The sequence below is a fragment of the Gordonia sp. 11cp genome (assembly GCF_057767225.1).
On sequence record NZ_CM173437.1, the window covers coordinates 4,768,846 to 4,791,877 of the forward strand.

Annotated in this window: 2 protein-coding genes (1 of these 2 cut by a window edge); both read right to left on the reverse strand. The window is 70.3% G+C overall.

Going from position 1 to position 23,032, the window contains the following annotated elements:
• On the reverse strand, positions 1-14,552 hold the 5' portion of the coding sequence (locus AC3B6C_RS21385) for a non-ribosomal peptide synthase/polyketide synthase (RefSeq protein WP_488374049.1). 12,019 nt of this gene lie to the left of the window's left edge; the window shows 14,552 of its 26,571 coding nt (coding positions 1-14,552); the start codon lies at positions 14,550-14,552; its stop codon lies beyond the left edge, outside the window.
• Entirely contained in the window at positions 14,549-22,852 is an 8,304-nt protein-coding gene (locus AC3B6C_RS21390; protein WP_488374050.1) for an amino acid adenylation domain-containing protein, read from the reverse strand. Before AC3B6C_RS21390 ends, AC3B6C_RS21385 begins: the two co-directional genes overlap by 4 nt.
• Positions 22,853-23,032: the final 180 nt, after the last annotated feature.

The window sequence follows — 23,032 nt, forward strand, 5'->3', positions numbered from 1 at the left end:
ATCCCGACCAGGGCGTCGAGTTCGGCGCGGCCACGTCCGGCGACCGGCGAACCCACCGCGATGTCCGAGGTTCCCGACAACCGGGAGAGCACGACGGCGACCGATGCGTGCAACACCATGAAGGCGGTCACGCCGTGGCTCCGGGCGAAGGCCTCGATCCTCGGCGCCAGGTCGTCGGGTAGGTCGAACGCGACCGTCGCACCACGATGGGATGCCACCGGCGGCCGTGGACGGTCGGCCGGCAGTTCGAGGACCTCGGGCAGGTCGGCGAGCCGAGCCCGCCACCAGCGGGCCTGCCTGCCGAGTTCGGAGTCCGGATCGTCGACCGAGCCCAGGGCCCGCTGCTGCCACAGCGCGACATCGGCGTACTGCACGGGCAGCGGAGGGCGGGCGGGCGCGACGCCGGCGACCCGAGATCGATAGGCGTGCAGGAAATCGTCGACGAGCGGCACCAGGGACTCACCGTCGGCGGCGATGTGGTGTACGACGACGACCAGCATCTGGTCGTCGGGACCACTCTCGCCTGGGTCGACGTCGGTGATCCCCGCCCGGATCGGCAGGTCACGGGTGACGTCGAACGGTTCCGCGGGCAAGGTGTCCACGCCCGCGTTGCGCCACCACTGATCGACGGTGATCTCCGACATCGGCGTGATGTCCTGCCACGGCCGGCCGTCGGCACTCTGCGGGTACCGCGTCCGAAGGACCTCGTGACGCTCGATGACATCGGCGAGCGCCGTCCGGAGGGCGACCACATCGACACGGCCACGCAGGCGCAGCGCGAATGGAATGTTGTAGGCCGATGACGTCGGGTCGAATTGGTTGATGAACCACATCCGCTGCTGCGCGGTCGACAACGGAGGACGCGCGGGACGTGGCATGGACCCGAGTTCCGTTGTCCCGCCGGAGGTGTCGACACCGGAGTGGCGGCGTTCCGCATCGACGTACGCGGCCATCGACCGCACCGTCGGCGCGTCGAACAGTTCGCGCACGCCGAAGCGGACACCGAAAGCGTGCGTGATGCGCGCGGCGACGCGAGTCGCGGACAGCGAGTGCCCGCCGATCTGGAAGAAACTGTCGGTGACCGAGACGGCTGCGGCGTCCTCATCGCGGCCGAGCACCTCGGCGACGATGGTCTGGATGGCGAGTTCGGTCTCGGTGTCGGGTTCGACCCGCGCGTCGGAGACGACGTCCGGCGCGGGCAGCGCCTTGCGGTCGACCTTGCCCGCGGTGTTCAACGGCAACGCATCCAGCACGACGACGGTGTCGGGCACCATGTACGACGCGAGTCGCCGGGCCGCATGCTCGCGTACCCCGGGAACCGCGGACTCGTCCGGACCGGCGATGTAGGCGACCAGCCGGTCGTCGCGCACCACCACCGCCGCGGCGACGACGTCGTCGGCACCTGCGAGGACGGTTTCGATCTCCCCCAACTCGATCCGCTGCCCCCGCAACTTCACCTGAAAATCAACACGACCCACATACTCCAACTCCCCCACACCACTCCACCGCACCCGATCACCCGTCCGATACAACCGCACACCCACCCCACCAAACGGATCCGCCACAAACCGCTCCGCAGTCAACCCCGCCCGCGACGCATACCCCCGCGCCACCTGCACACCACCCAGATACAACTCACCCACCACACCCACCGGCACCGGCCGCAACCGCGAATCCAACACCCACACCGACACATTCGGCACCGCCCGACCAATCGGCACCACCACCTCACCACCCGAGACCACATACAACGTCACATCCACCGCAGCCTCAGTCGGCCCATACAAATTCACCACCCGCACCGACGGCACCAACCCCCGCAACCCCTCCACCGCACCCACACCCAACGCCTCACCGGAACAAAACACCTGACGCAACGACCCCAACCCCACCGAACCCCGCCCCACCGAACCCTGCTGCTGCGCCGACTCCCCCAGCGCCTCCACAAACACCGACAACATCGACGGCACAAAATGACACACCGACACACCACACCGCTCCACCACCGACGCCACATACCACGGATCCCGATGACCACCAGGCTCAGCCACCACCACCGAAGCACCAACCATCAACGGCCAAAACAACTCCCACACCGACACATCAAACGACACCGGCGTCTTCCACAACACCACATCCCGCTGCTCCAACCCGAACAACGACTGCATCCACCCCAACCGATTCACCACCGCAGCCTGCGACACCGTCACACCCTTCGGCCGCCCCGTCGACCCAGACGTGAACAACGTGTACACACCCGCACCACCAGGCACCTCCCCCACACCCGACACCACCCCACCCAACAACCCAACCCCCACCACACCCGACACACCACCAACCACCACACCATCAACCGAAAGACCCACCCCCTCACCACAATCCACCACCACACGCCGCACACCCGACACCCCACCAACAGAAGCCACATCACCAGACGCCACATCACCCGCCCGCACCACCACCACACCCACACCAGCCGTCGACAACATGAACCCCACCCGCTCCGCAGGCGCATCCACCTCCACCGGCACATACCGACCACCCACAGCCACCACCGCATGCACCGCCACCAACAACTCCAACGACCGCGACATCACCACACCCACAGCCGAATCCACACCCACACCCAACCCCGACAACTCCCGCGCCACACCCCCCACCAACCCACCGAACTCCCCATACGACACCACCCGCTCACCCACCCGCACCGCCACCGCACCCACCGACAACCCCACCCGCTCAGCAACCACCGACCCCACCGAACGACCCGACCACCCCAACCCCACCCCAACACCACGCGACCAACCCTCGACCGTCGAGCGCATGGCGGCCGGCATCGGATCGAGCGCGGCGGTCGGCAGCGCCGGATCATCGGTCACCGCGTCCAGGACATCCGTCAGCGTGGCCGCGATCACCTCGGCGATCCCGTCACCGACGACGGCCAGATCGGCCTTGACCGTGAGACAGAGGTCGTCCCCCTCCGGCGCGGCGATGAGTGCCAACGGATAATGCGTGGCATCAGTCGTGCTCACGTCGCGGATCTCCAGACCCGAGGTCCGCGACCCCTCCACCACCGTGTCCACGTCCACGGGATACGACTCGAAGACCACGAGGGTGTCGAAGAGCCTCGAGTGTCCGGTGACCGCGGTGATGTCCCCGAGCCCGACGAACTGGTGGTCCAGCATCCGCGCCCGGGCGCGGTGCAGTTCACCGATGAGCCCGGCCAGCGTCTGACGCGGGTCGACGTCGGCGACCACCGGCACCGTGTTGATGAACAGGCCGATCATGCTGTCGGCACCGTCGAGGTCGGCGGGCCGCCCCGACACCGTCTCACCGAAGACGACTCGCTCCTCGCCGGTGAAGCGGGACAGCACGATCGACCACGCCGCGTGCAGCACCGTGCTCGTCGTCGTGCCCAGCCGGCGCACCGTCCGTTCCAGTGCCGTCCGCCGGTCCGCCGTGACCCGGACGGTCACCTCGTGGCGGCGGGGTTCGCGATCACCGCGGGGGTGCACCTGTGGACAGACCAGCGTCGGGCCGACGTCGGCGAGATGCTCGCGCCACGCGTCCAGCGCGGTCGTCCGGTCGCGACTCTCGAGCCATGCGAGGTAGGACTCGAAGTCGCGGGCGGGGGTGATCGCGGGCCGGCCGAGATGTGCCGCGAGCAGGTCGGCGACGAGGATGGGACCCGACCAGCCGTCCAGGATGATGTGGTGGGCCGTGATCACCAGCGTGAGAGCCGGGCCGGTCACCGTGTCGTGGGACACCGCCGAGAACCGGAGCAGCGGCGGGGTGTCCAGTGCGAACGGGCGGCGCAGGTCCTCGGCGGCGATCTCCGCGATCCGCGCCGCAGCGTCGGCCACGCTCACATCGGTCAGATCGGCGCCGCGGAAGTCCGGTTCGGTGACCGCGGGATGGTCGGTCGGCGGCACGACCACCACCAGCCGGCCGGACGGCGTCCGGGTGAACCCCGAACGCAGGACGCGTTGCCGGGCCAGCAGTTCGCGGATCGCCGGCAGAATCGTGTCGACGGGATGATTGCCGTCGAACTCGATGATCGACTGCGTCACATAGGGGTCGGCGCCCACGAGCCGCTCCGCCTCGTAGAACAGCCCGTGCTGCAGCGGGGTCGGGGGCCAGATCGCGTACGGGGCGCGCGTACGTGGTGTCGCCGACCGCGCGGCGAGCACGTGGTCGATCTCCGCCTGATCGAGTCCGCCGATCACGTCGGTCTCACTGGGCCCCGGATCGCCCACGGCGTCCACATACGCCGCGAGCGACGACAGGGCCGTCGCCCATCGATCCGCGATGCCGGCCAGTGCCGACTCGTCGAGCAGACCTTCGGGCGCGGTGAGGTCCACCCGCAACTCGCGACCGTGTGCGGTCGCCGCCGCTGCGACCGTCACGGTGAGCGCGGCCAGGGCCGACATCTCGCCCCGCACCGACGGCGGAAGAGACGGCGCATCGGGGACCGGAACGAATTCCGTTGCGGTCGTCTCGGTTTCATCGAGGTTCGGACGATTATTCGGCCCGCTCGCTTCGCGCCCGGCGCCATGACCCAGAAGGCCCAGGTAGTTCACCGTGATCGGTGGGAGGGGCCGCGCCCGAAGCGGCGAGTCGGGACGTGACCAGCGCAGCGGTCCGAACGCGATGCCGTTGTCCGGCATGCGGGCCTGTGTGTCCTTGAGCGCCTTCACCATCGTTGCCAGACGGCGCCCCGGAGTGACGTCCTCGGTGTTCCCGACCGGGCCGGGCACACCTCCGGTCCACGCTGTCCCCGGGACATCGACACTCACCGGGACGAAGGAGGTGAACCACCCGACCGTCTCCGTCAGGTCGGCACCGGGTGCGATGCCCTCTTCGCGGCCGTGGTTCTCGATCATCATCGGCACCGGACCCGACGCCGACTCCGGACCCCGGACCGCGATCGCGACGGCGGCCGCCAGCACCGTGTCCGGGCGCGCGCGGAACGACTCGGTGACCGTGCCCAGCACCCGCTCGGCGAGAACGGGCTCGACGGTACGGGTCACCGAGACCGTGGTGGCCAGGCGGTCCCGGACGCGGTCGACAGTCCACTCCGGATGCGACGCGAGGGGCAACTGTGCTGACCACCAGTCGATCTCCGCGGTCCGGTCGGCGAGTTCGGCCAGCACGCCCGACCAGCGCCGGAACGAGGTACCCGATGCGGTGAGGGCCGGCGACTCCCCGTTGCGGTACTGCCACCACGCGCGGCCCAGACCCGTCACGATGGTCGGCCACGACACGGCGTCGACGCCGAGATGGTGGGCCGCGACGACCAGTCGGCCGGTGCCGTCGGCGAAGCGGACACCGACTGCGGCGAGCAGGCGCCCGTCGGCGGGCGACAACGTTCCGAGAGCTCGCGCGTGGGCCGCCCGGACGGCGTCGTCCACCGCGGGTGCCGAGGTCGCCGTCCCGGGGATGTCGGAACGGTCGATGATCTCCACCGCGACGTCCCTCGGGTCTCCGTCGCCTGCCAGGACGCTCGGCGCACCACCGGCATCGATCCGCAACGACGCGGTGAGCATCGGGTGCGCCGCGGCGACGGCGGTCACCACCGCCCGCACCGCCGCATCGTCGGCCTCGGCGGGGAGTGTGAGCACAGTGCTCTGCGAGAAGTCCGCGAGTTCGTCCGGTTCGTCGGCGAGTTCGAGCATCCACCCCAGACCCGGGGTCATTCCGACCGGACCGACTGCACCGCCGGGCAGTTCGTCGAGCCCGGCGATCGACTCCGTCCGTGCGACGCGCGCGAGATCTCGGATCGTCGACGCCGCGAACACATCGCGTGGTGTGAGGTGCAGTCCCGCGGCGCGCAGTACCGACGTGAACCGGATGGATGCGATCGAGTCCCCGCCGAGTTCGAAGAACGAACGGGTCATCGGTATGTCCTCGAGCCCCAGCACCGAGGCGACGATCGCGGCAACCGTCTGCTCCGACTCACCGACGGGAACGGCATCGGAGTCCTCGGCTGCCGACAACGGGTCGAATCGCGGCGCGGGCAGCGCCTTGCGGTCCAACTTGCCGGTACTGCCCAGCGGTGCCTCGGTCAGCGGGACCCACAGAGTCGGCCGCATGTATGCCGGCAGCGACGCGGTCACCGCCTCCCGTGCGCGCGCGACGGAGTCGGCCCCACCCGTTCCGCTGGTGTCCGGTCCGATGAGGTAGCCCACCAGGTGATCCGACCCACCCGGGGCGCTCGCGACGGTGACCACGGCCTGCCGGACACCGTCGACCTCGGCGAGGACCGCCTCGATCTCGCCGAGCTCGATCCGCTGACCGCGTAGTTTGACCTGGAAGTCGCTGCGCCCGAGGTACTCCAGGTCTCCGGCGCGGTTGCGTCGGACGAGGTCGCCGGTGCGGTAGAACCGGGCACCGCCGCCCGCGGGATCGGCGACGAAGCGTTCAGCGGTGAGATCGGGGCGGTCGGCATACCCGCGCGCGAGCTGGACACCTCCCAGATACAACTCGCCGGTCACGCCGGCGGGCACTGGACGCAGCCGTCGGTCGAGGACGAACGTCTGGGTGTTCCACACCGGTCGCCCGATCGGCACCATGTCGGCGTCGGCGTCCGGGGTCGCCGCGGTGACCTCGACGGCGGCTTCGGTGGGACCGAACAGGTTCGTGACGCGAACATGTGGGAGCACCGCGCGCGCCGCCCGCAGGGTCGCCGGCGGCAACGCCTCACCGGAACAGTAGAGGTGGCGGAGGGTCGGCAGGAGTGGGTGCGCGGCGTCCCGAATCTCATCCACGAAGACCGCGAGCAGTGACGGGACGAAGTGGACCGTGGTGATCTCCTCGGCGTCGATGAGACGGGCCATCGAGCGCGGATCGAGATGTGCGTCGTCGGGCGCGACGACCAGTCGGGCGCCGGTCAGCTGCGGGGTCAGCAGTTCGGGAACCGACACGTCGAAGGTGACGGGTGTCTTCAGCAGGATCGAGTCGTCCGGCCCGATCCCGAATTCGTCCACGCCCCAACGCAACCGGTTCACAACTGCGCGGTGGCTCACCGTGACGCCCTTCGGCCGGCCGGTCGAGCCCGAGGTGAAGATGGTGTAGGCCGCGTGCTCGGGTCGTAGCGTCGACCGGCGTTCGGCGTCGGCGACCGGGGCCGTGTCGAGGTCGACGGGGCTTCCGGCGTCCACCACGACGGTGCGGTCGACCACGTGTGCGGCCGGCGCCCGGTCGTCGCAGACCAGCGCGATCGTCGCGTGCGAGGTGTCGACCATGTACCGGGTGCGGTCGGTCGGGGCGTCGGGTGCCACCGGCAGGTACTGTCCGCCGGCGGCGAGGATCGCGTGGATCGCGACGACCAGTTCGACCGACCGTGGCATGCACACCGCGACGCAGTCCTCGGGGCCGATCCCCAGATCGATGAGATCCCGCGCGAGAGTGGCCACCCGCGCGCCGAACTCGCGGTGGGTGAGCGTGCGCTCTCCACAGCGCACCGCGACCGCCTCCGGAGTTCGGACGTGGTCGGCGGCCGCGATCGCGCCCGGCACCGTGAGGTCTGCCGACCGCACCACTCGGCCGACCGAGAGTTGTTGTTGGGCAGCCGCTTCGGCCGTCGTGAGAATCGGGATGTCGGCGACCGGGAGATCGGTGTCGGCGGCGAGTGCGGTGAGTGCTGAGGACAACGCCGAGGAGATCATCTCCGCGGTCGCCTGGTCGAACAGCGCGGTGGCATAGGTGATCGAGCCGGCCAGCCCGCCGTCGGCGGTCTCGCGGAAGCCGATGGAGAGGTCGAACTTGGCCGCGGTGTCCTCGAGTTCGACGAATTCGGCGTCGAGACCGTCGAGTGCGCCGAGCGACGGTTCGCCGGTCGTGGCGTGCACGAGCAGGACCTGCGCGAGCGGCTCCACGTTCTCGATGCGTCGCGGGTTCGCCGCGTCGATCACGCGCTCGAACGGGACGTCGGCGTTGTCGAACGCCGCGAGGTCGGCGTTCTTGACACGCTCGAGCAGTGCGCCGACGGTGAGATGCGGCTCGACGTCGACCGACAGGACGACGGTGTTGACGAACATGCCGATGAGCTGGTCGATCTCCTGGCGGCCGCGGCCGGCGACGGGTGTGGCCACCGCGATCCGGGCGGTCGACGTCAGACGCGCGAGCACTGCGGCGGTGGCCGTGTGCGCGACCATGAACAGGGTGGCGCGGCGCGCCGCGGCGCGCCGGCGCAGTCGCGCGACGGCCGCCGACGGCAACGTCCACCGCACCGTGGCCGCCCGTCCGTCGGATTCGGCGGGGCGGGGACGGTCGGTCGGCAGCGGGAGGACGTCGGGTAGGCCGGTCAGCCGCTCACCCCAGAACCGCAGCTGTCGTGCCATCAGGGATTCGGGGTCCGCGGCGTCGCCGAGCCGACGTCGTTGCCACACGGCGTAATCCGCGTACTGGAACGGCAGGGCGGGCCAGTCCGGCGCCCGGCCCGATCGCCGGGACCGATAGGCCCGGGCGATCTCCGTCGCGAGCACCGGCGCCGACTCGCCGTCGGCGGCGATGTGGTGCAGCACGATGACCAGTACGTGTTCGGTCGCCGACACGGAGACGATGCGAGCGCGCACCGGCAGGTCGGTCGTCACATCGAACGTGGCGGCCACCAGTTCGTGGATCTCCTGGTGGACGACCTCGTCGGAGGATGCGACGGCCCGGCGCGTGATCTCGGTGTGGCCGACCGTGATCCGCTCCGCCCAGTCGGTGGGTACGTGCGTCACGGGTTCGAGACCGCCCGAGATGGCTCCGGCGCCGACCGCATCGTCGGATGACACCGTCGGGTAGATCGTGCGCAGCACCTCGTGCCGGTCGACGACGTCGATGATCGCCGAGCGCATCGCGGGCACGTCGAGGTCGCCGCGCACGCGGACCACGATCGGGATCACGTAGGCGGTCGAGTCCGGATCGAACTGGTTGAGGAACCACATCCGGCGCTGCGCGTACGACAGGGGCACCGGGTCGGGCCTGCGGACCGCCTCGAGTGCCGGCAGGTCGCCGCCGCGGCCGTGTGTGCCGGCGTCGACGGCAGCGGCCAGCGCGCGCACGGTCGGGGTCTCGAACAGCGCGCGCACCGGGATCTCCACGCCGAGAGCGACACCCAGGCGTGCCACGACCCGGGTCGCCGACAGCGACGTGCCTCCGAGTGCGAAGAAGGACGCCTCGGCCGACACCTCTTCCGCGGGGTCGAGTCCCAGCACCTGGGCGTAGACGGCCGCGACCGTCTGCTCGGTCTCCGTCTCCGGCGGGACGTGGACGTCGCCGCCGAAACGCGGCGTGGGCAGCGCCCCGGTGTCGAGCTTTCCGGTGGCCGTCAGCGGGATCTCGCCGATCGGCACGATGACGGCGGGCATCATGTGGGCGGGTAGTCGACGGGCCGCGTGGGCGGCCACGTCGTCGGTGTCGGGTGCCACACCGGCGACGCCGTGCACCCAGGACACCAGGACCGTCTCGCCCGATGTCGGGTGCTCGATGCCGGCGGTCGTCGAGAAGTCCACCGCGTGATGCTCCCCGAGGACGGCGTCGATCTCGCCGAGCTCGATCCGGAACCCACGGATCTTGACCTGGAAGTCGGTGCGGCCCAAGAAGTCCAGTGACCACCGACCGTTCCGTCGGCGCCACCGGACGATGTCCCCGGTGCGGTACATGCGCTCCCCCGGCGCGCCGGACGCGGTGGTCGGGAACGGGGCGGCGACGAACCGTTCGGCGGTCAGCGCCGCTTGGCCGACGTAGCCGGCCGCGAGCGCGGGACCGGCCAGATACAGCTCGCCGGCCACGCCGGCCGGGACGGGATGAAGTCGCGGGTCGAGCACCGCGGCGGTGATCCCGGCGATCGGACCGCCGATGGTGACCGCCGAATCCGGACGCATCGGCCCCGACGAGGTGGCCCAGATGGTGGCCTCGGTGGGGCCATAGAGGTTTCGCATCGAGCGTCCGGGTGACCAGGTCCGGACCAGTTCCGGCGAACAGACGTCACCGGCGACGGAGATGACCTCGAGATCCGGGAATCCCGCCGCGCGCGTGCCCGGTCCCGGATCGTCGGATCCCGGCTCGGAGAGCCCATCGGACACCGGCTCGGAGAGCGCATCGGACACGGTGGCCAGTGCGGTCGGGGTGATCGTCGCGTGCGTGACGCGTTCCCGGCGCAGGGTCGCCGCGAGCTCGACGCCGCCGGTCACCCCGTCCGGTACCACCACCATCGTCGACGCGGCTGCCACCGCGACCAGTGTCTCGAAGACAGCGGCGTCGAAACCCGGTGCGGCGAAGCGGAGTACGCGGGCCGCGGGCGTGAGGTCGAATCTGACGCGGGCGTCGGCGACCAGGTCGGCCAGCCCACGGTGCGTGACCGCGACCCCTTTCGGCCGTCCCGTCGACCCGGAGGTGAAGATGACGTAGGCGATCTCATCGGTTCGCGGGTGTCGGGCGGCCGTCTCGACGCCGGTCTCGCCGCTCCCGGTCACGTCGTCACAAGTGTGGTTGTCGGCGACGACCCACTCCACCGCCGGCGACGACGGCTCCAGTCCGGCGACCGCAGCGGCCGAGGCGACCCCGAGACGTGAGTCGACGGTGTCCAGCATGTGTCGCAGACGCTCGCCCGGCAGGGCGGGGTCGACGGGCGCCACGGCAGCGCCCGTGCGTGCGACGGCCCAGAACCCCACCGTGCCCTCGAGCGATCTCGGGATGGCCAAGGCGATGACGGACCCCGGCCCGGCACCACGGGCACCGAGCACACCGGCCAGCCGCCGGGTCCGGACGTCGAGCTCGGCGTAGGTCAGATGCCGCCCGTTCTCGGTGACCGCGATGCCGTCGGGGTTGGCGGAGATCGCCGCGTCCAGCAGGTCGGCCAAGGTCGCCCTCGACGACGCGATTCCCGGGGACGCGACCACCGAGCCCGAGTCGTCGTCGCCGGTGGGCAGGTCGCCGACCGGCGTGTGTGGGTCGACCGCGACCGCTCGCGCGATGGCGACCATCCGACGAAGGAACGCGTCCACGGTGTCGGCGTCGAACAACGCGGTGGCGTAGGTCACGATCACGCGGGTGTCGGCGTCGGCGGGGCGGCCCGGCTCATCGAGGACGGTGACCTGCAGGTCGACCTTGGCCGTGGTGACCGGGGCCTCGATCTCGGCGACGACGAGACCTGGCAACTCGACCTCGGGCCGGGAGGCGTTCTGGAACGCGAGGGCAACCTGGACAAGGGGTGGATGTGCGGTGTTGCGTCCTGCGACGACCTCGTCCACCACGGTCTCGAACGGGAGATCGGCGTGATCGAGTGCGGCCACGTCGATGTCGCGGATGTCGTCCAGGAGATCGGCGAAAGCGGCGTCGCGACGCACCCGGCTTCGCAACGCCAGCGTGTTGACGAACATCCCGATCAGTGCGTCCAGATCGCGCTCGCCTCGCCCGGCCACCGGAGTCCCGATGACGACGTCCTCGTCCGCGCCGGACCTGACGAGAGTGACCGCGAGCAGTGCGTGGACGACCATGAACATCGTCGCCCCGTGCCGTCCGGCTAGCTCTCTCAACGCGTTCCAGGTGGCCGCGTCGAACACCGAGGACAGTTCGGCCCCGGTGTCGTCGCGGACCGGGGCACGCGGTCGGTCCACCGGGAGTTCGACGAGTTCCGGTGCACCCGCGAGGCGGGTCCGCCAATAGTCGAGCTGGCGTGCGGCGAGGGACGTGGGATCGGCGGCGTCCCCGAGCTTGTCGTGCTGCCACACCGCGTAGTCGACGTAGTGGACCGGCAGCGGTGCCCAGCCGGGTTCCCGGCCGGCCTGACGCGCTTCGTAGGCGGCCATGAAGTCGGTGACCATCGGCGCGACCGAACCGCCGTCGCTGATGATGTGGTGCACCACCAGGACCAGGATCGCGTCGTCGTCGGCGACGCGGAGCAGACGCGCCCGGACCGGCGCGGCGGCCTCGAGATCGAAACCACGAGTGGTGATCTCGGCGATGGTGGCCGAGACATCGGCCTCGTCCGCGCCGCGCATGTCGATCGGGGGCGCCACCCGGACGTCGTGCCGGGGGTCGCCGGCCGAGGCGATCACCTGTTCGGGAATACCGTCCACCGACACGAATCGCGTGCGCAGGACCTCGTGGCGCGCAAGCAGATCCGCGAGTGCGGCAGCGACGACCGCCGGGTCCGGGGCCCGGTGACCGCCGTCGCGACTCGGCGTCGGCGCGGCGCTCAGGCGGAGGACCGCCGGGATCAGATAGCCGGCGCCGCCCGGGTCGAGCGTCTCCAGGAACCAGATGCGACGCTGCGCGGGCGACAACGGCAGCACGCCGTCGCGGTCGACCCGGCGCAGGGGCACATGCCGCGCGGGGACGCCCGTCCGATCAGGGTGCCCGCCGTCCCGCCCGTCGATGATCGATGCCAGACCTCGAACGGTGGGGTCGGCGAACACGGCACGCGCGGAGACGGTGGTGTCGAATCGCTCGGCTGCCCGGGCAGCCACCCGCGTCACGGTCAGCGAGTTGCCGCCGAGATCGAACAGCGACGTGGTGACCCCGACGTCGCCGACACCCAGGATCTCGGCGACGATCGCGGCCAGCGCCGTCTCGGTGGCGGTGGCGGGCGGTTCGGCGACCGCCGGCGAGTTCCCGGACACCACCGGGTCGGGCAGGGCGCCGCGATCGAGCTTGCCGTTCACGGTGAGCGGAAGCCGCGGGAGCCAGACGTATCGCGTCGGCACCATGTAGTCGGGCACCGCGGTTGCCAGGAGTGCGCGAATCTCGTTCGCCGCCAGGCCGACCCCGTCGGTGGCAACCGGATCACCGACCCCGTCGGTGGCGACGAGGTAACCGACGAGATGCTCGGTGTCGCCGAGGGTGCGGATGTCCGCTCCCGCGGCGTCGACACCGGCGAGCCCCGACATCGCCGACTCCACCTCGCCGAGCTCGATGCGGAAGCCGCGGAGCTTCACCTGGCCATCGCGTCGTCCCACGAATTCGATGGACCCGTTACGGGACACCCCGACGTCGCCGGTGCGATACATCCGGCTGCCCGGCGGACCGAACGGGTCGGCCACGTACCGGGTGGACGTCTGACCGTGCCGGTTCAGGAACCCGCGGGTGACCTGCGCACCCGAGACGTACAGTTCACCGGGCACCCCGTCGGGCACGCGTGCCAGCCGGCCGTCGAGCACGTGTACACGCGAACCGAGCAGTGGGGTTCCGATGTCGGAGGCGGTCGCCTCGTCGACGAAGGCGCGCGTCAGTTCGCGGCGGGTCATGTAGACGGTCGTCTCGGTCGGACCGTACATGTTGTTGAGTTGCGGACCCGCGACGTCGGCGCCCGAACGGGTCGCCGACCCGTCTGTCTCCCGGTCCGACTGCCACTTCCGGACCTGCTCGTAGTCGAGCAGCTCTCCCGAGAAATGCACTCGCCGAACGGAGTCGGGCAACCGGCGGCCGTGGGGCGGCCGGACGGCCGCGGCGAACTGGTAGAACGACGACGGGGTGAAGTTGACGATCGTCACCCCGTGCCGGTCGAAGGCCTCGACCACGTCGTCGGGGGCGCGTGTGGTCGCGTGATCGAGCACGAGCAGGCGCCCGCCCGCGCGCAGGGCAGCCCAGATCTCACCCACCGACACGTCGAATGCGTAGGAGTGGAACAGCGACCACACGTCGTCGGGCGTGCTCTCCACGACAGCGTCGAGTGCCGTCAGCAGCGCCACCACGTTGTCGTGGGTGACGACGACACCCTTGGGTCGCCCGGTGGACCCGGAGGTGTACATCACGTAGGCGCTCGTATGCGCGCCCACGTGTTCCGGCAGCGGCGGGGGCGGCGTGCCGTCGGCGGCGATCTCGTACTGCGCCGTCAAGTCCTGCGGAGTGCACAGCGGCACATCCATCTCGGCCCAGGCCTCGACGGTCTCGGCCTCGGCCAGGACGACGACAGGTGACGCGTCCTCGACGATGCCGGTCAGGCGCGCGACCGGATGGGTGCGATCGAGGGGCAGATAGGCGGCGCCGGTCTTGAGGACCGCCAGCAACACCACGACGAGGTCGACCGACCGCGGCAGCGCGACGCCGACGAGGGTCTCCGGTCCCGCGCCGCGGGCAACGAGGGCGTGGGCCATCTGTTCCGATCGCCCGTCGAGGTCACGGTAGGTGAGCGTCGCGCCGTCGAGGTCGGTGAGGGCGACGGCGTCGGCACGGCGGCGTGCGGCGATCCGGAAGAGTCCCGGCAGCGACTCGCGGTCGCCGGCGCCGAGGACCTCGGCGAAGCGCCGATCGAGTTCGTCGACGATCTCGGTGGCAGCCGCAGCGAGCTGCGACCCACTCAGCCCTGCGCGCGGCATCAACGCCGTCACCGTCGCACGCAGCGCGGCGTCGGACGCGACGCCGCGCTCGGCCAGGGTGATGGCCGACGCCGACACCCGTCGATGGAGGGCGCGGAAGGACACCGGCCCCGCCGCACCGGTCATGGCCTGGTCGTCGCCCGCGTGGGTGGCGGCGAGCGCGAGTGACCGTAGCGCCGAGGGGCGGTGCGGCGACGATGGGGCGGGCACCGTCGAGGCGCGGGGAATCGAGGCGTCCGACGTCACGCGGGTCCCACACGATTTCGCGGGACCGCACCCGTTCCGGAATCGGTGTCGAGATGCAACACGGCCTCGGCGGCGGTTCGTACACTCTCGAAGACGTCGTCGATGGACCGGTCGGCATCGGCGAGAAGAGTTGCCACGGCGATGGTCAGCGCCTCCGCCGGATCGTCGTCGGGAACCGAGATCGACATCGCGACAGCCGTCGCCTCGAGGTCGGCGAAGGTCACCGTCGGCGCCCCCGCGACGCCGATGACGGTGTCGGGCGCGACCGCCGCGACCGCCGACACGATGTCGTGCAGCGGCCGCGCGTCCTCGGTTCCCCGGTGGTCCGCGGCGGTCCCCTCCTCCCAGAGCGCGAGATCCCCGACCGCGGTGTCCGGCCGTGTCACGATGTCGGCCAGCAGGTTTCGGTACCGATCGGCGAACAAGGCCACGGTGTCGGGGTCGAACAGATCGGTGTCGAAGGCGATCTGCCCGCCCAGGGCCCCGTTCCGGTCGACGCCGTCGGGGTCACCCGGGTAGAGCATGACCTCGAGATCGACCTTGGCGGGGAACGACGAGGGCAGCCGCGGGCGGACGTGCAGGCCGTCGAGTTCGACGTCCGGGAATTCGAGGTTCTGGTAGGCGATCATCACCGAGAACAGCGGATTGCGGCGTCCGCGACGGACCGACCCGCGGTCGGCGCGGGCGAGGTGATCGACGATCTCGTCGAAGGACACGTCGGTGTGCCCCAGGTCGGCGAAATCGTCGGTGTGTACGCGTCGCAACAGGTCCGCGAACGGCTCGTCGAGGCGCAGCTGCGTACGCAGTGGCACCGTGGTGGCGAGCATTCCGACCATGTCGGTCAGGGCGGGATCGTCCCGGCCGGCGAACGGCGTGCCGATGACGACGTCGTCGCTGCCCGCCAGTCGTCCGATCAGGACGGCGAGCGCCGCATGCAGGACGGCGAACTGGGTCGTGTTACCCACCCGCGCCATCTGTCGGATCATCGTCGCGGTCGACGACGGGATGTGGAGATCGACGACGCCACCGAGGTGACGCGGCTCGACGGGCCGCGGACGGTCCGTCGGGATCGTCGCCGGCTCCCCCACCCGGTCGAGACGCCGTCCCCAGTACTCGAGTTGACGCTGTCGTTCGGTGACTCCGTCGGGTCGGGTGGTCTGGAGGCGCTCAGCATGCCAGATCGCGTAGTCCGCGAACTGCACTCGCTGCCCGGCGGCACTGCGCGGTCCTGGCTTGCCCGCGATCCGGGCGGCGTAGAACTCGGCGAGGTCCCGAGCGAGCGGGCCGAGCGATCCACCGTCGGCGTTGATGTGGTGCACGACGAACACCAGCACGTGTCGGTCGGCGCTCAGTCGCAGGATCGTCGCACGGACGGCCGGCGGTCCGGTCAGATCGAAACCGGCGTCGACGACCCCGGCCACCTCGGCGGCCACCCGGTCCCCGGAGGTGGTCTCGAGCCGGTCCCCGGCGAGATCGACCAGCGGAATCCGCAACGCGTGCACGGCATCCGCGGCGGGGATGATCAGTTGTACCGGCGCACCGTCGTGCAGCGGATAGCGGGTCCGCAGCGACTCGTGGCGGGCGACGAGATCGCCCACCGCGCCGGTGAGGGCGGGGACGTCCAATCGGCCGTCGAGTTCCAGGGTCAGGCCGACGTTGTACGCGGGTGACGTCGGATCGGTCTGGTTGATGGACCACAGCCCGCGTTGGACCCCGGTGAGGTCGACGACGTGGGTGCGCTCGCGCGGTGTCAGCATGCGCCCGGCCACCGCCTGGTCGGCCGTCGCCACCGCGGCCACGAAATCCGCCACGGTGGGATTCTCGAAGAGCAGCGACATCGGTACGCGGCGTCCGATGTGCTGTTCGACGCGATAGGCGACCTTGGTCGCCGACAGCGAGCTGCCGCCGAGTTCGAAGAACCCGTCGTGAACGCTGACCTGTCGCACCCCGAGCACATCGGCGAAGATCTGGGCCACGACGCCTTCGAGCCGGCTGCGGGGTGCGACATACTCACGTGCGGGCGAGATCTCCACCGCGGGCAGAGCGCGGCGGTCGACCTTGCCTGTGCGGGTCATCGGCAGCTCGTCGAGCACCACCACGGTGTGCGGCACGAGGTGTGCGGGCAGACGGGCGGCAGCGTGGTCGAGGATGTGCTCGGGTGCCGGCACTTGATCGGCCGGAGCGGTCACGTACGACACCAGGACCGTCTCCCCCGCCGGCGTCGATGTGCCGACGGTGACCGCGCTCTCCACGTCGGGATGGCTCGCGAGAACCCCGTCGACCTCACCGGGTTCGACTCGCATCCCGCGGATCTTGATCTGGAAGTCGTTGCGGCCGTGATAGACGATGTCACCGGACGGCGTCCTCGTGACGAGGTCGCCGGTGCGATACATCCGGCCCCCGACGTCGAACGGATCGGCGACGAACCGGGCCGCCGTCAATCCGGGACGACCGTGATAGCCGCGCCCGAGCGCCCGTCCGGACAGATACAGCTCACCCAGGACACCGTCCGGAACCGGGCGCAGACCTCCGTCGAGGATCTTGACGCCGACGCCGGAGATCGGTCCGCCGATCGTGACCGGCTCCGCCGGCCGCAGGGGCGCGGAGGCGGTGGCCCAGATGGTGGTCTCGCTGGGGCCGTACAGATTCAGCAGCGGGCGACCCGCCGAGTCCCACTTCGCGACCAGCTCCGGCGGGCAGGCCTCACCCGCCACCATCACGACCGAGAGCTCGGGCACCGCTGCGGGATCGAGGGTGGCGAGCGCGGTGGGCGTCATGATCGTGTGCGTGACCCGATGCCGGGCGATGACGTTCTCGAGTTCGGGTCCGGCGAACACATCGGGTGGGCTGATCACCAGCTGGGCCCCCGAACACACCGCGAACACGATCTCCCAGACCGCCACATCGAATCCCGGTGCGGCGACGTGCAGTATGCGCGAGTCCGGGGCCGCACCCAGCCGGTGCTGTTGTTCGGCGACCAGCTCGGCGAACCCGGCGTGTGTCAATGTGGCGGCCTTCGGCCGACCGGTGGAACCAGAGGTGAACTGTAGATATGCGACGTCGTCGAGCGAGATCGGCCGGACTCTCTCGACATCGGCCACCGGGTGCGTCGGCCGACCCGCGATGCCCAGATCGACCTCGAGGTCGTCGAGGACGAGCTGTGCGACCGTGGAACGGGTCTCCGATGACCCGCTACCGGGTGTAATGCCCTCATCCGTGGCGGCCGAATCCGTCGTGATCAGCAGCACCGCCCCGCTGTCGGCGAGCATCGCGGCTCGGCGCGCGACGGGCAGACGGGGGTCGATCATCACGAAGGCGGCTCCGCTCGCGGCCACCCCCAGCACGGCCAGGACGGACCGATGTGATCGCGGAATGCTCACGGCGACGACGTCACCCGGACCGATGCCACGCTCGATCAGGACGCGGGCGATCTGATGGGTGGTGGTCGCGACTTCCGACCAGCGCAACGCACTGTCGCCGACGAGGGCCGGTGCGCCGGGGTCGGCGCGGGCGAGGCCGCGCGCCAGCAGACCGGCGAGTGTCTGTTCCGCACGCGCGCCCCGGGCCGGCGACGCCAGGAGGCGCGTCTCGTCCGGCCGCAACAGGTCGATCGAACCGATCGTCCGCGACGATCCGCGCACCATCTGCTGCAGGACGAACTCCAGCCGTCCCGCCATCTCCCGCACCGTGGTGGCGTCGAAGAGATCGGTGGCATAGGCGAATTCGACGTCGTAGCGGTCGGCGTGATCGGTCACCGAGACGGTCACGTCATACTTCGCCGAAGGCACCCGCGCATCGAGAACCTCCGCGGACCCGGTCCAGCGCGCGAGCTCGGCCAGCTGGTCGGGCTGCACCGTCAGCGCGACCTGGAACAGCGGCGAGTGCGCCGGAGACCGATGCGGCGCGACCGCGTCCACCACGCGCTCGAACGGGACGTCGGCACAACTCATCGCGCGGGCGCAGCGGCGATGCGCGGCGGTGACGAACTCGGCGACGGTGTCCCCCGGATGCAGCGTCGTGCGCAGGACGACGGTGTTGACGAACATGCCGACCAGGTCGGCGACCTCCGGGTCGTCGCGACCGGCGACAGCGGTGCCGATACTCACGTCGTCGGTGGCGGCCAGCCGGCCCAGCGTGATCGCCAGTGCCGACTGGAACACCGCGAACGGGGTGGCCGACAACGACATCGCAAGCCGCCGGATCCCGGCGGTCAGGTCGGGGCCGAGCACGGTGTCCACGTGGGCCCCACCACTCGACATCACCCGCGGCCGCGGCCGGTCGGTGGGCAACTGCAACAGATCCGGCGCCCCACGCAATTCCGCACGCCAGAACTCCAGCCCCTCGACCAGGAACGGCGACGGCGACTCCGGTGTACCGAGGGTCTCGGCACGCTCGACGGCGACATCCGCGTACTGCATCGGCAACGGCGGGAAATCCGGCTCCTCGCCCGCGCGCCGCCAGTCGTAGGCGGTCATCAGATCGCGAAGCAGCGGCCGGAGCGACTGCCCATCGGCCGCGATGTGATGCAGGACCAGCACGATGACGTCGCCGTCGGGATGACCCGTCACCAACCGGTAGCGGAACGGGATCTGCTCGGCGAGGTCGAATCCCACGTCCGTGATCGCGGAGATCGCGGCTACGAGGTCCCTCCCGTCGGCACCCGTCCCGCTCGCTCCGCTCCCGAGGAGATCGGCGGCCACCTGCGGGTCCAGGATCAGCTGCTCCGGTTCCCCGTCCACGACGGGGAACACCGTGCGCAGGATCTCGTGTCGGTTCACGACATCCAGGACGGCCCGATGCAGCACGTCGGCGTCGACCGGATGCGTCAGGCGCAGCGCCCCGGACATGTTGTAGGTCGAGTCGGCCGGCGACATCCGGTTGATGAACCACAGTCGGGTCTGCGCCTGCGACAACGGAATTCGTGCCGGACGCAGCGAACGTGACGGGCGTGAGGTGGCCTGGCCGGACTCCGGGATCGCCACCGCCCGCGAGGCGAGATCGGCGAGATCGACCGCCTCGAAGACATCGGTCAGCGCGATCCCGAGCCCGTGATCGACGCGTGCGCGGGACACCATCCGGGCGGCGAGCAGCGAGTCGGAACCCAAGGCGAACAAGTTGTCCGAGACACTGACGCCGTCGCGCTCGAGCCCCTCCTCCACGAGCGCCACGATCGCCCGCTCGGCAGGCGTGTGCGGTGGCCGGAAACTCGTTGCGACGGAACCGAGTTCCGGCACCGGAAGGGCGCGCTGGTCCAGTTTTCCCGATCTGGTGGTGGGAAACGAATCGAGCACGACTACCCCGTGGGGCACCATGTGGCCAGGAAGCCGGCGGCGGCAGTGTGCGCGCACGACCTCGGCATCCACCACGCCGCCGATATCCCCGAGGCCGTTGGCAGCGTGGGAGTGGTTGCCCGCCAACTGATCCCCGCGAGCGCGGATATAGGCGACCAGGACCGGCGCGGGTCCGAGGTCACGGCGCGCGACCACCGCCACCGCGTCGACGCCCGGTATCGCGGCGATCACCGCCTCGACCTCGCCGGGTTCCACACGCTGACCCCGGATCTTGATCTGTTGATCGGTCCGCCCCAGATACTCCAGCTCTCCGTCGCCGGTCCACCGGACCAGGTCGCCGGTGCGGTACATCCGAGCACCCCCGAGGCCCTGCGGATCGGCCACGAACCTGGTCGACGTCTGACCCGGTGCGCCGACATAACAGTTCGCCAGTTGATCCCCCACCAGGTGCAACTCGCCGGCGACTCCGACCGGGACCGGACGCAGACGGCCGTCGAGGACCCGCACCACCGTGCCCGGCACCGGCCGACCGATCGGAACGACGACCCCATCGGTCGTGATCCGCTGGGCGGTCACGTCGATCGCGGCCTCGGTCGGTCCGTACAGATTCACGAGTCCGGCGCGGCTGGTCGACCGCACGCGCTGGGCGAGCCGGGCAGGCAACGCCTCCCCGGAGGTGAACAGCCAGCGCACATGATCGGGCAACGAGATCCGTTCGTGCGCTGCGTCGCGCGGGCCGGAATCGCCGATCACCCGGCGCCCGTCGGCCTCCGGACCGGCAGGGTCTCGTCCGAGCACCACGTCGAGGTATGCGTCGAGCATGGACGGCACGAAGTGCAGGACGGTGACGCGGGAACGCTCGATGAGGTCGCGGAGATAGTCGGGGTCGCGGTGCCCGCCCGGCGCCGCGATCACCATCCGCGCCCCGACGCGCAACGGCCACAGCAACTCCCAGACCGACACATCGAAGGTCGCCGGTGTCTTGTACAGCACGGCATCCCCGGCGGTGATCGGGTGATCATGCTGCATCCACGCGAGGCGCTGCTCTATCGCCCGGTGACCGACCTCGACGCCCTTGGGAGTCCCGGTCGACCCCGAGGTGAAGATGACATAGGCCGCCAAACCCGCCGGCGCCTGCCGATCTCGGTGCGGCGGTGCGGCCGGGACAGGGTCCGGTGAGACGAGGTCGGCGTGGAGGTCGGCGACGAACCGCGCGTCGACGACCAGACCCGGATCCACCGCGCCGGTGATCGCCCGTCGACGCTCCTCCGGTTCGGCGGGATCGACAGGCACATAGGCCGCACCCAGCCCGATCGCGGCGTAGACGGCGCACACCTGCTCGATCGACCGGTCCAGCGCCACGACGACCCGATCACCACGGCGCACGCCCAGACTCGCGAACCGATCCGCGAATCTCGCGGAGGCCCACGCGAACTCGCGATATGTGAGGGTGGTGTCGCCGAAGGTCACCGCGGGTGCGTCCGGCGTCGAAGCGACCTGACGATCGAAGGCGTCCAGAACGTGTTCACCGTCCACGCCGACGGCCGGTCCGCCGGACCCCAGGTCGTCCAGCGTCGCCGACTCCCCGACCATCAGGAGGTCGAGGTCTGCGACGGGCCGGTTCGGCCCGGCCACGAACTGCGTGAGCAGGTTCAGCAGACGTTCCCGGTGCAGGTTCAGTTCGGCCGACTCGTACAGGGCGGGGTTCGCGTGCAGGCCCACTTCCAGCGGCGCGTCCGGACCGGCCGCGAAGACGTTCATCACGAGGTCCTCGACCATCCCGGCGGACAACATGTGATAGCGCACCCGGGCGCCGTCGATGACGATCGGCTTGTCGAACAGCAGCAGGTTGACCAGTGGCCCGAATGTCGTGCCGAGGGTGTCGCCGAAACCGGCTGCCGCCCTGATGTCCTCGGACCGGTAGCGCTGATGGCGGAGACCCGCGGTGATCTCCGCGGTCACGGCCGAGACGACGTCGGCACACGTCGCCGAGGCGATTCCGTCCACCCGCAGGGGCAGCATGTTCGAGACCATCCCGGCCGAGTGCCGGATCCGCGCCGTCGTACGCGCGGTCACCGGCAGGCTGAGGACGATGTCGTCGCTTCCGGACATACGGGCGAGGAATGCGGCGAATGCGGCGGTGAGGATCGCGGCAACCGAGGCGTCGAGGTCCCGGGCACACCGACGCAGTGCCTCGTCCAGCTCGGGGCCGAGCATTCCCGCGGAGACGATCGTCTCGTTGCAGACGCCCGTGGTCGCGGGATGGGCCGCCAGGGTGACCCGCTCGGGGAGTCCGGCGGCGCGTTCGCGCCAGAACTCGCGGTCCTTGTCGAACCTCGTGCTCTCGCGGTACGCGGCGTCGTCGGCGACGACCTCGGCGACGCTGGCACGCCGCACCGGACGGCGGCCGGTCCCCGACGATGCCACGTTGCCCGGATCGACGCCGCCGGGCTCACGATGCCGGTTGTACCGCGCCACCGCCTCGTGGAGGCACATCAGCGCGCCGTACCCGTCGAACGCGATGTGGTGCCCGCGCATGTACCAGTACGTGCGATCGTCGGCGATTCGGATGAAGGCGGCGACGGCGACCGGGTCGGCGAGCAGGTCCACAGTCCGCTGATGATCAGCGCGCATCCAGTCCTCGGCCGCCGCTTCGGGATCCGGATCGGACCGCAGGTCGACATCGACGACGTCGAACGGAACGGAGAAGTCGATGTACTGCTGGGGCGTGCCGTCGACCTCGATCACGCGGGTGTACGCCGTCTGGAGGTCACGCGCCGCCTCGAGAACGCCACGACGGAACAACTCCCGATCGAACGGGCGCCCGTCGTCGACGATGTCGAGGTAGTGCGCGACCGTGACCGAGTGGTCGTCGACGAGGTTCTCGGCAAACCACATCGCACGTTGCGCCGCGGTCAGACCCAGCAGGTCCGCCCCTCGAGGCGCTCGGGGTGTCCCCGGGCGCCTGTGCCCCCCAGTCCCATCTCGGTGGGACGCAGTGTCATCCATGCCTCGTCCGACGTCGGTTTCGGCGATTGGGTCGCTCGACGAAGACGCCCCCGCGTCCCCCCGCAGCGATCGTCGAACAGCAACGAATCATACGCGGTACATCGCATCGGCTTCCGAAAGTGATACATCCCGCATCTTCGGGTGGTTCGTGAGAACCAAAGAAGTCGAAAGCACATGTGA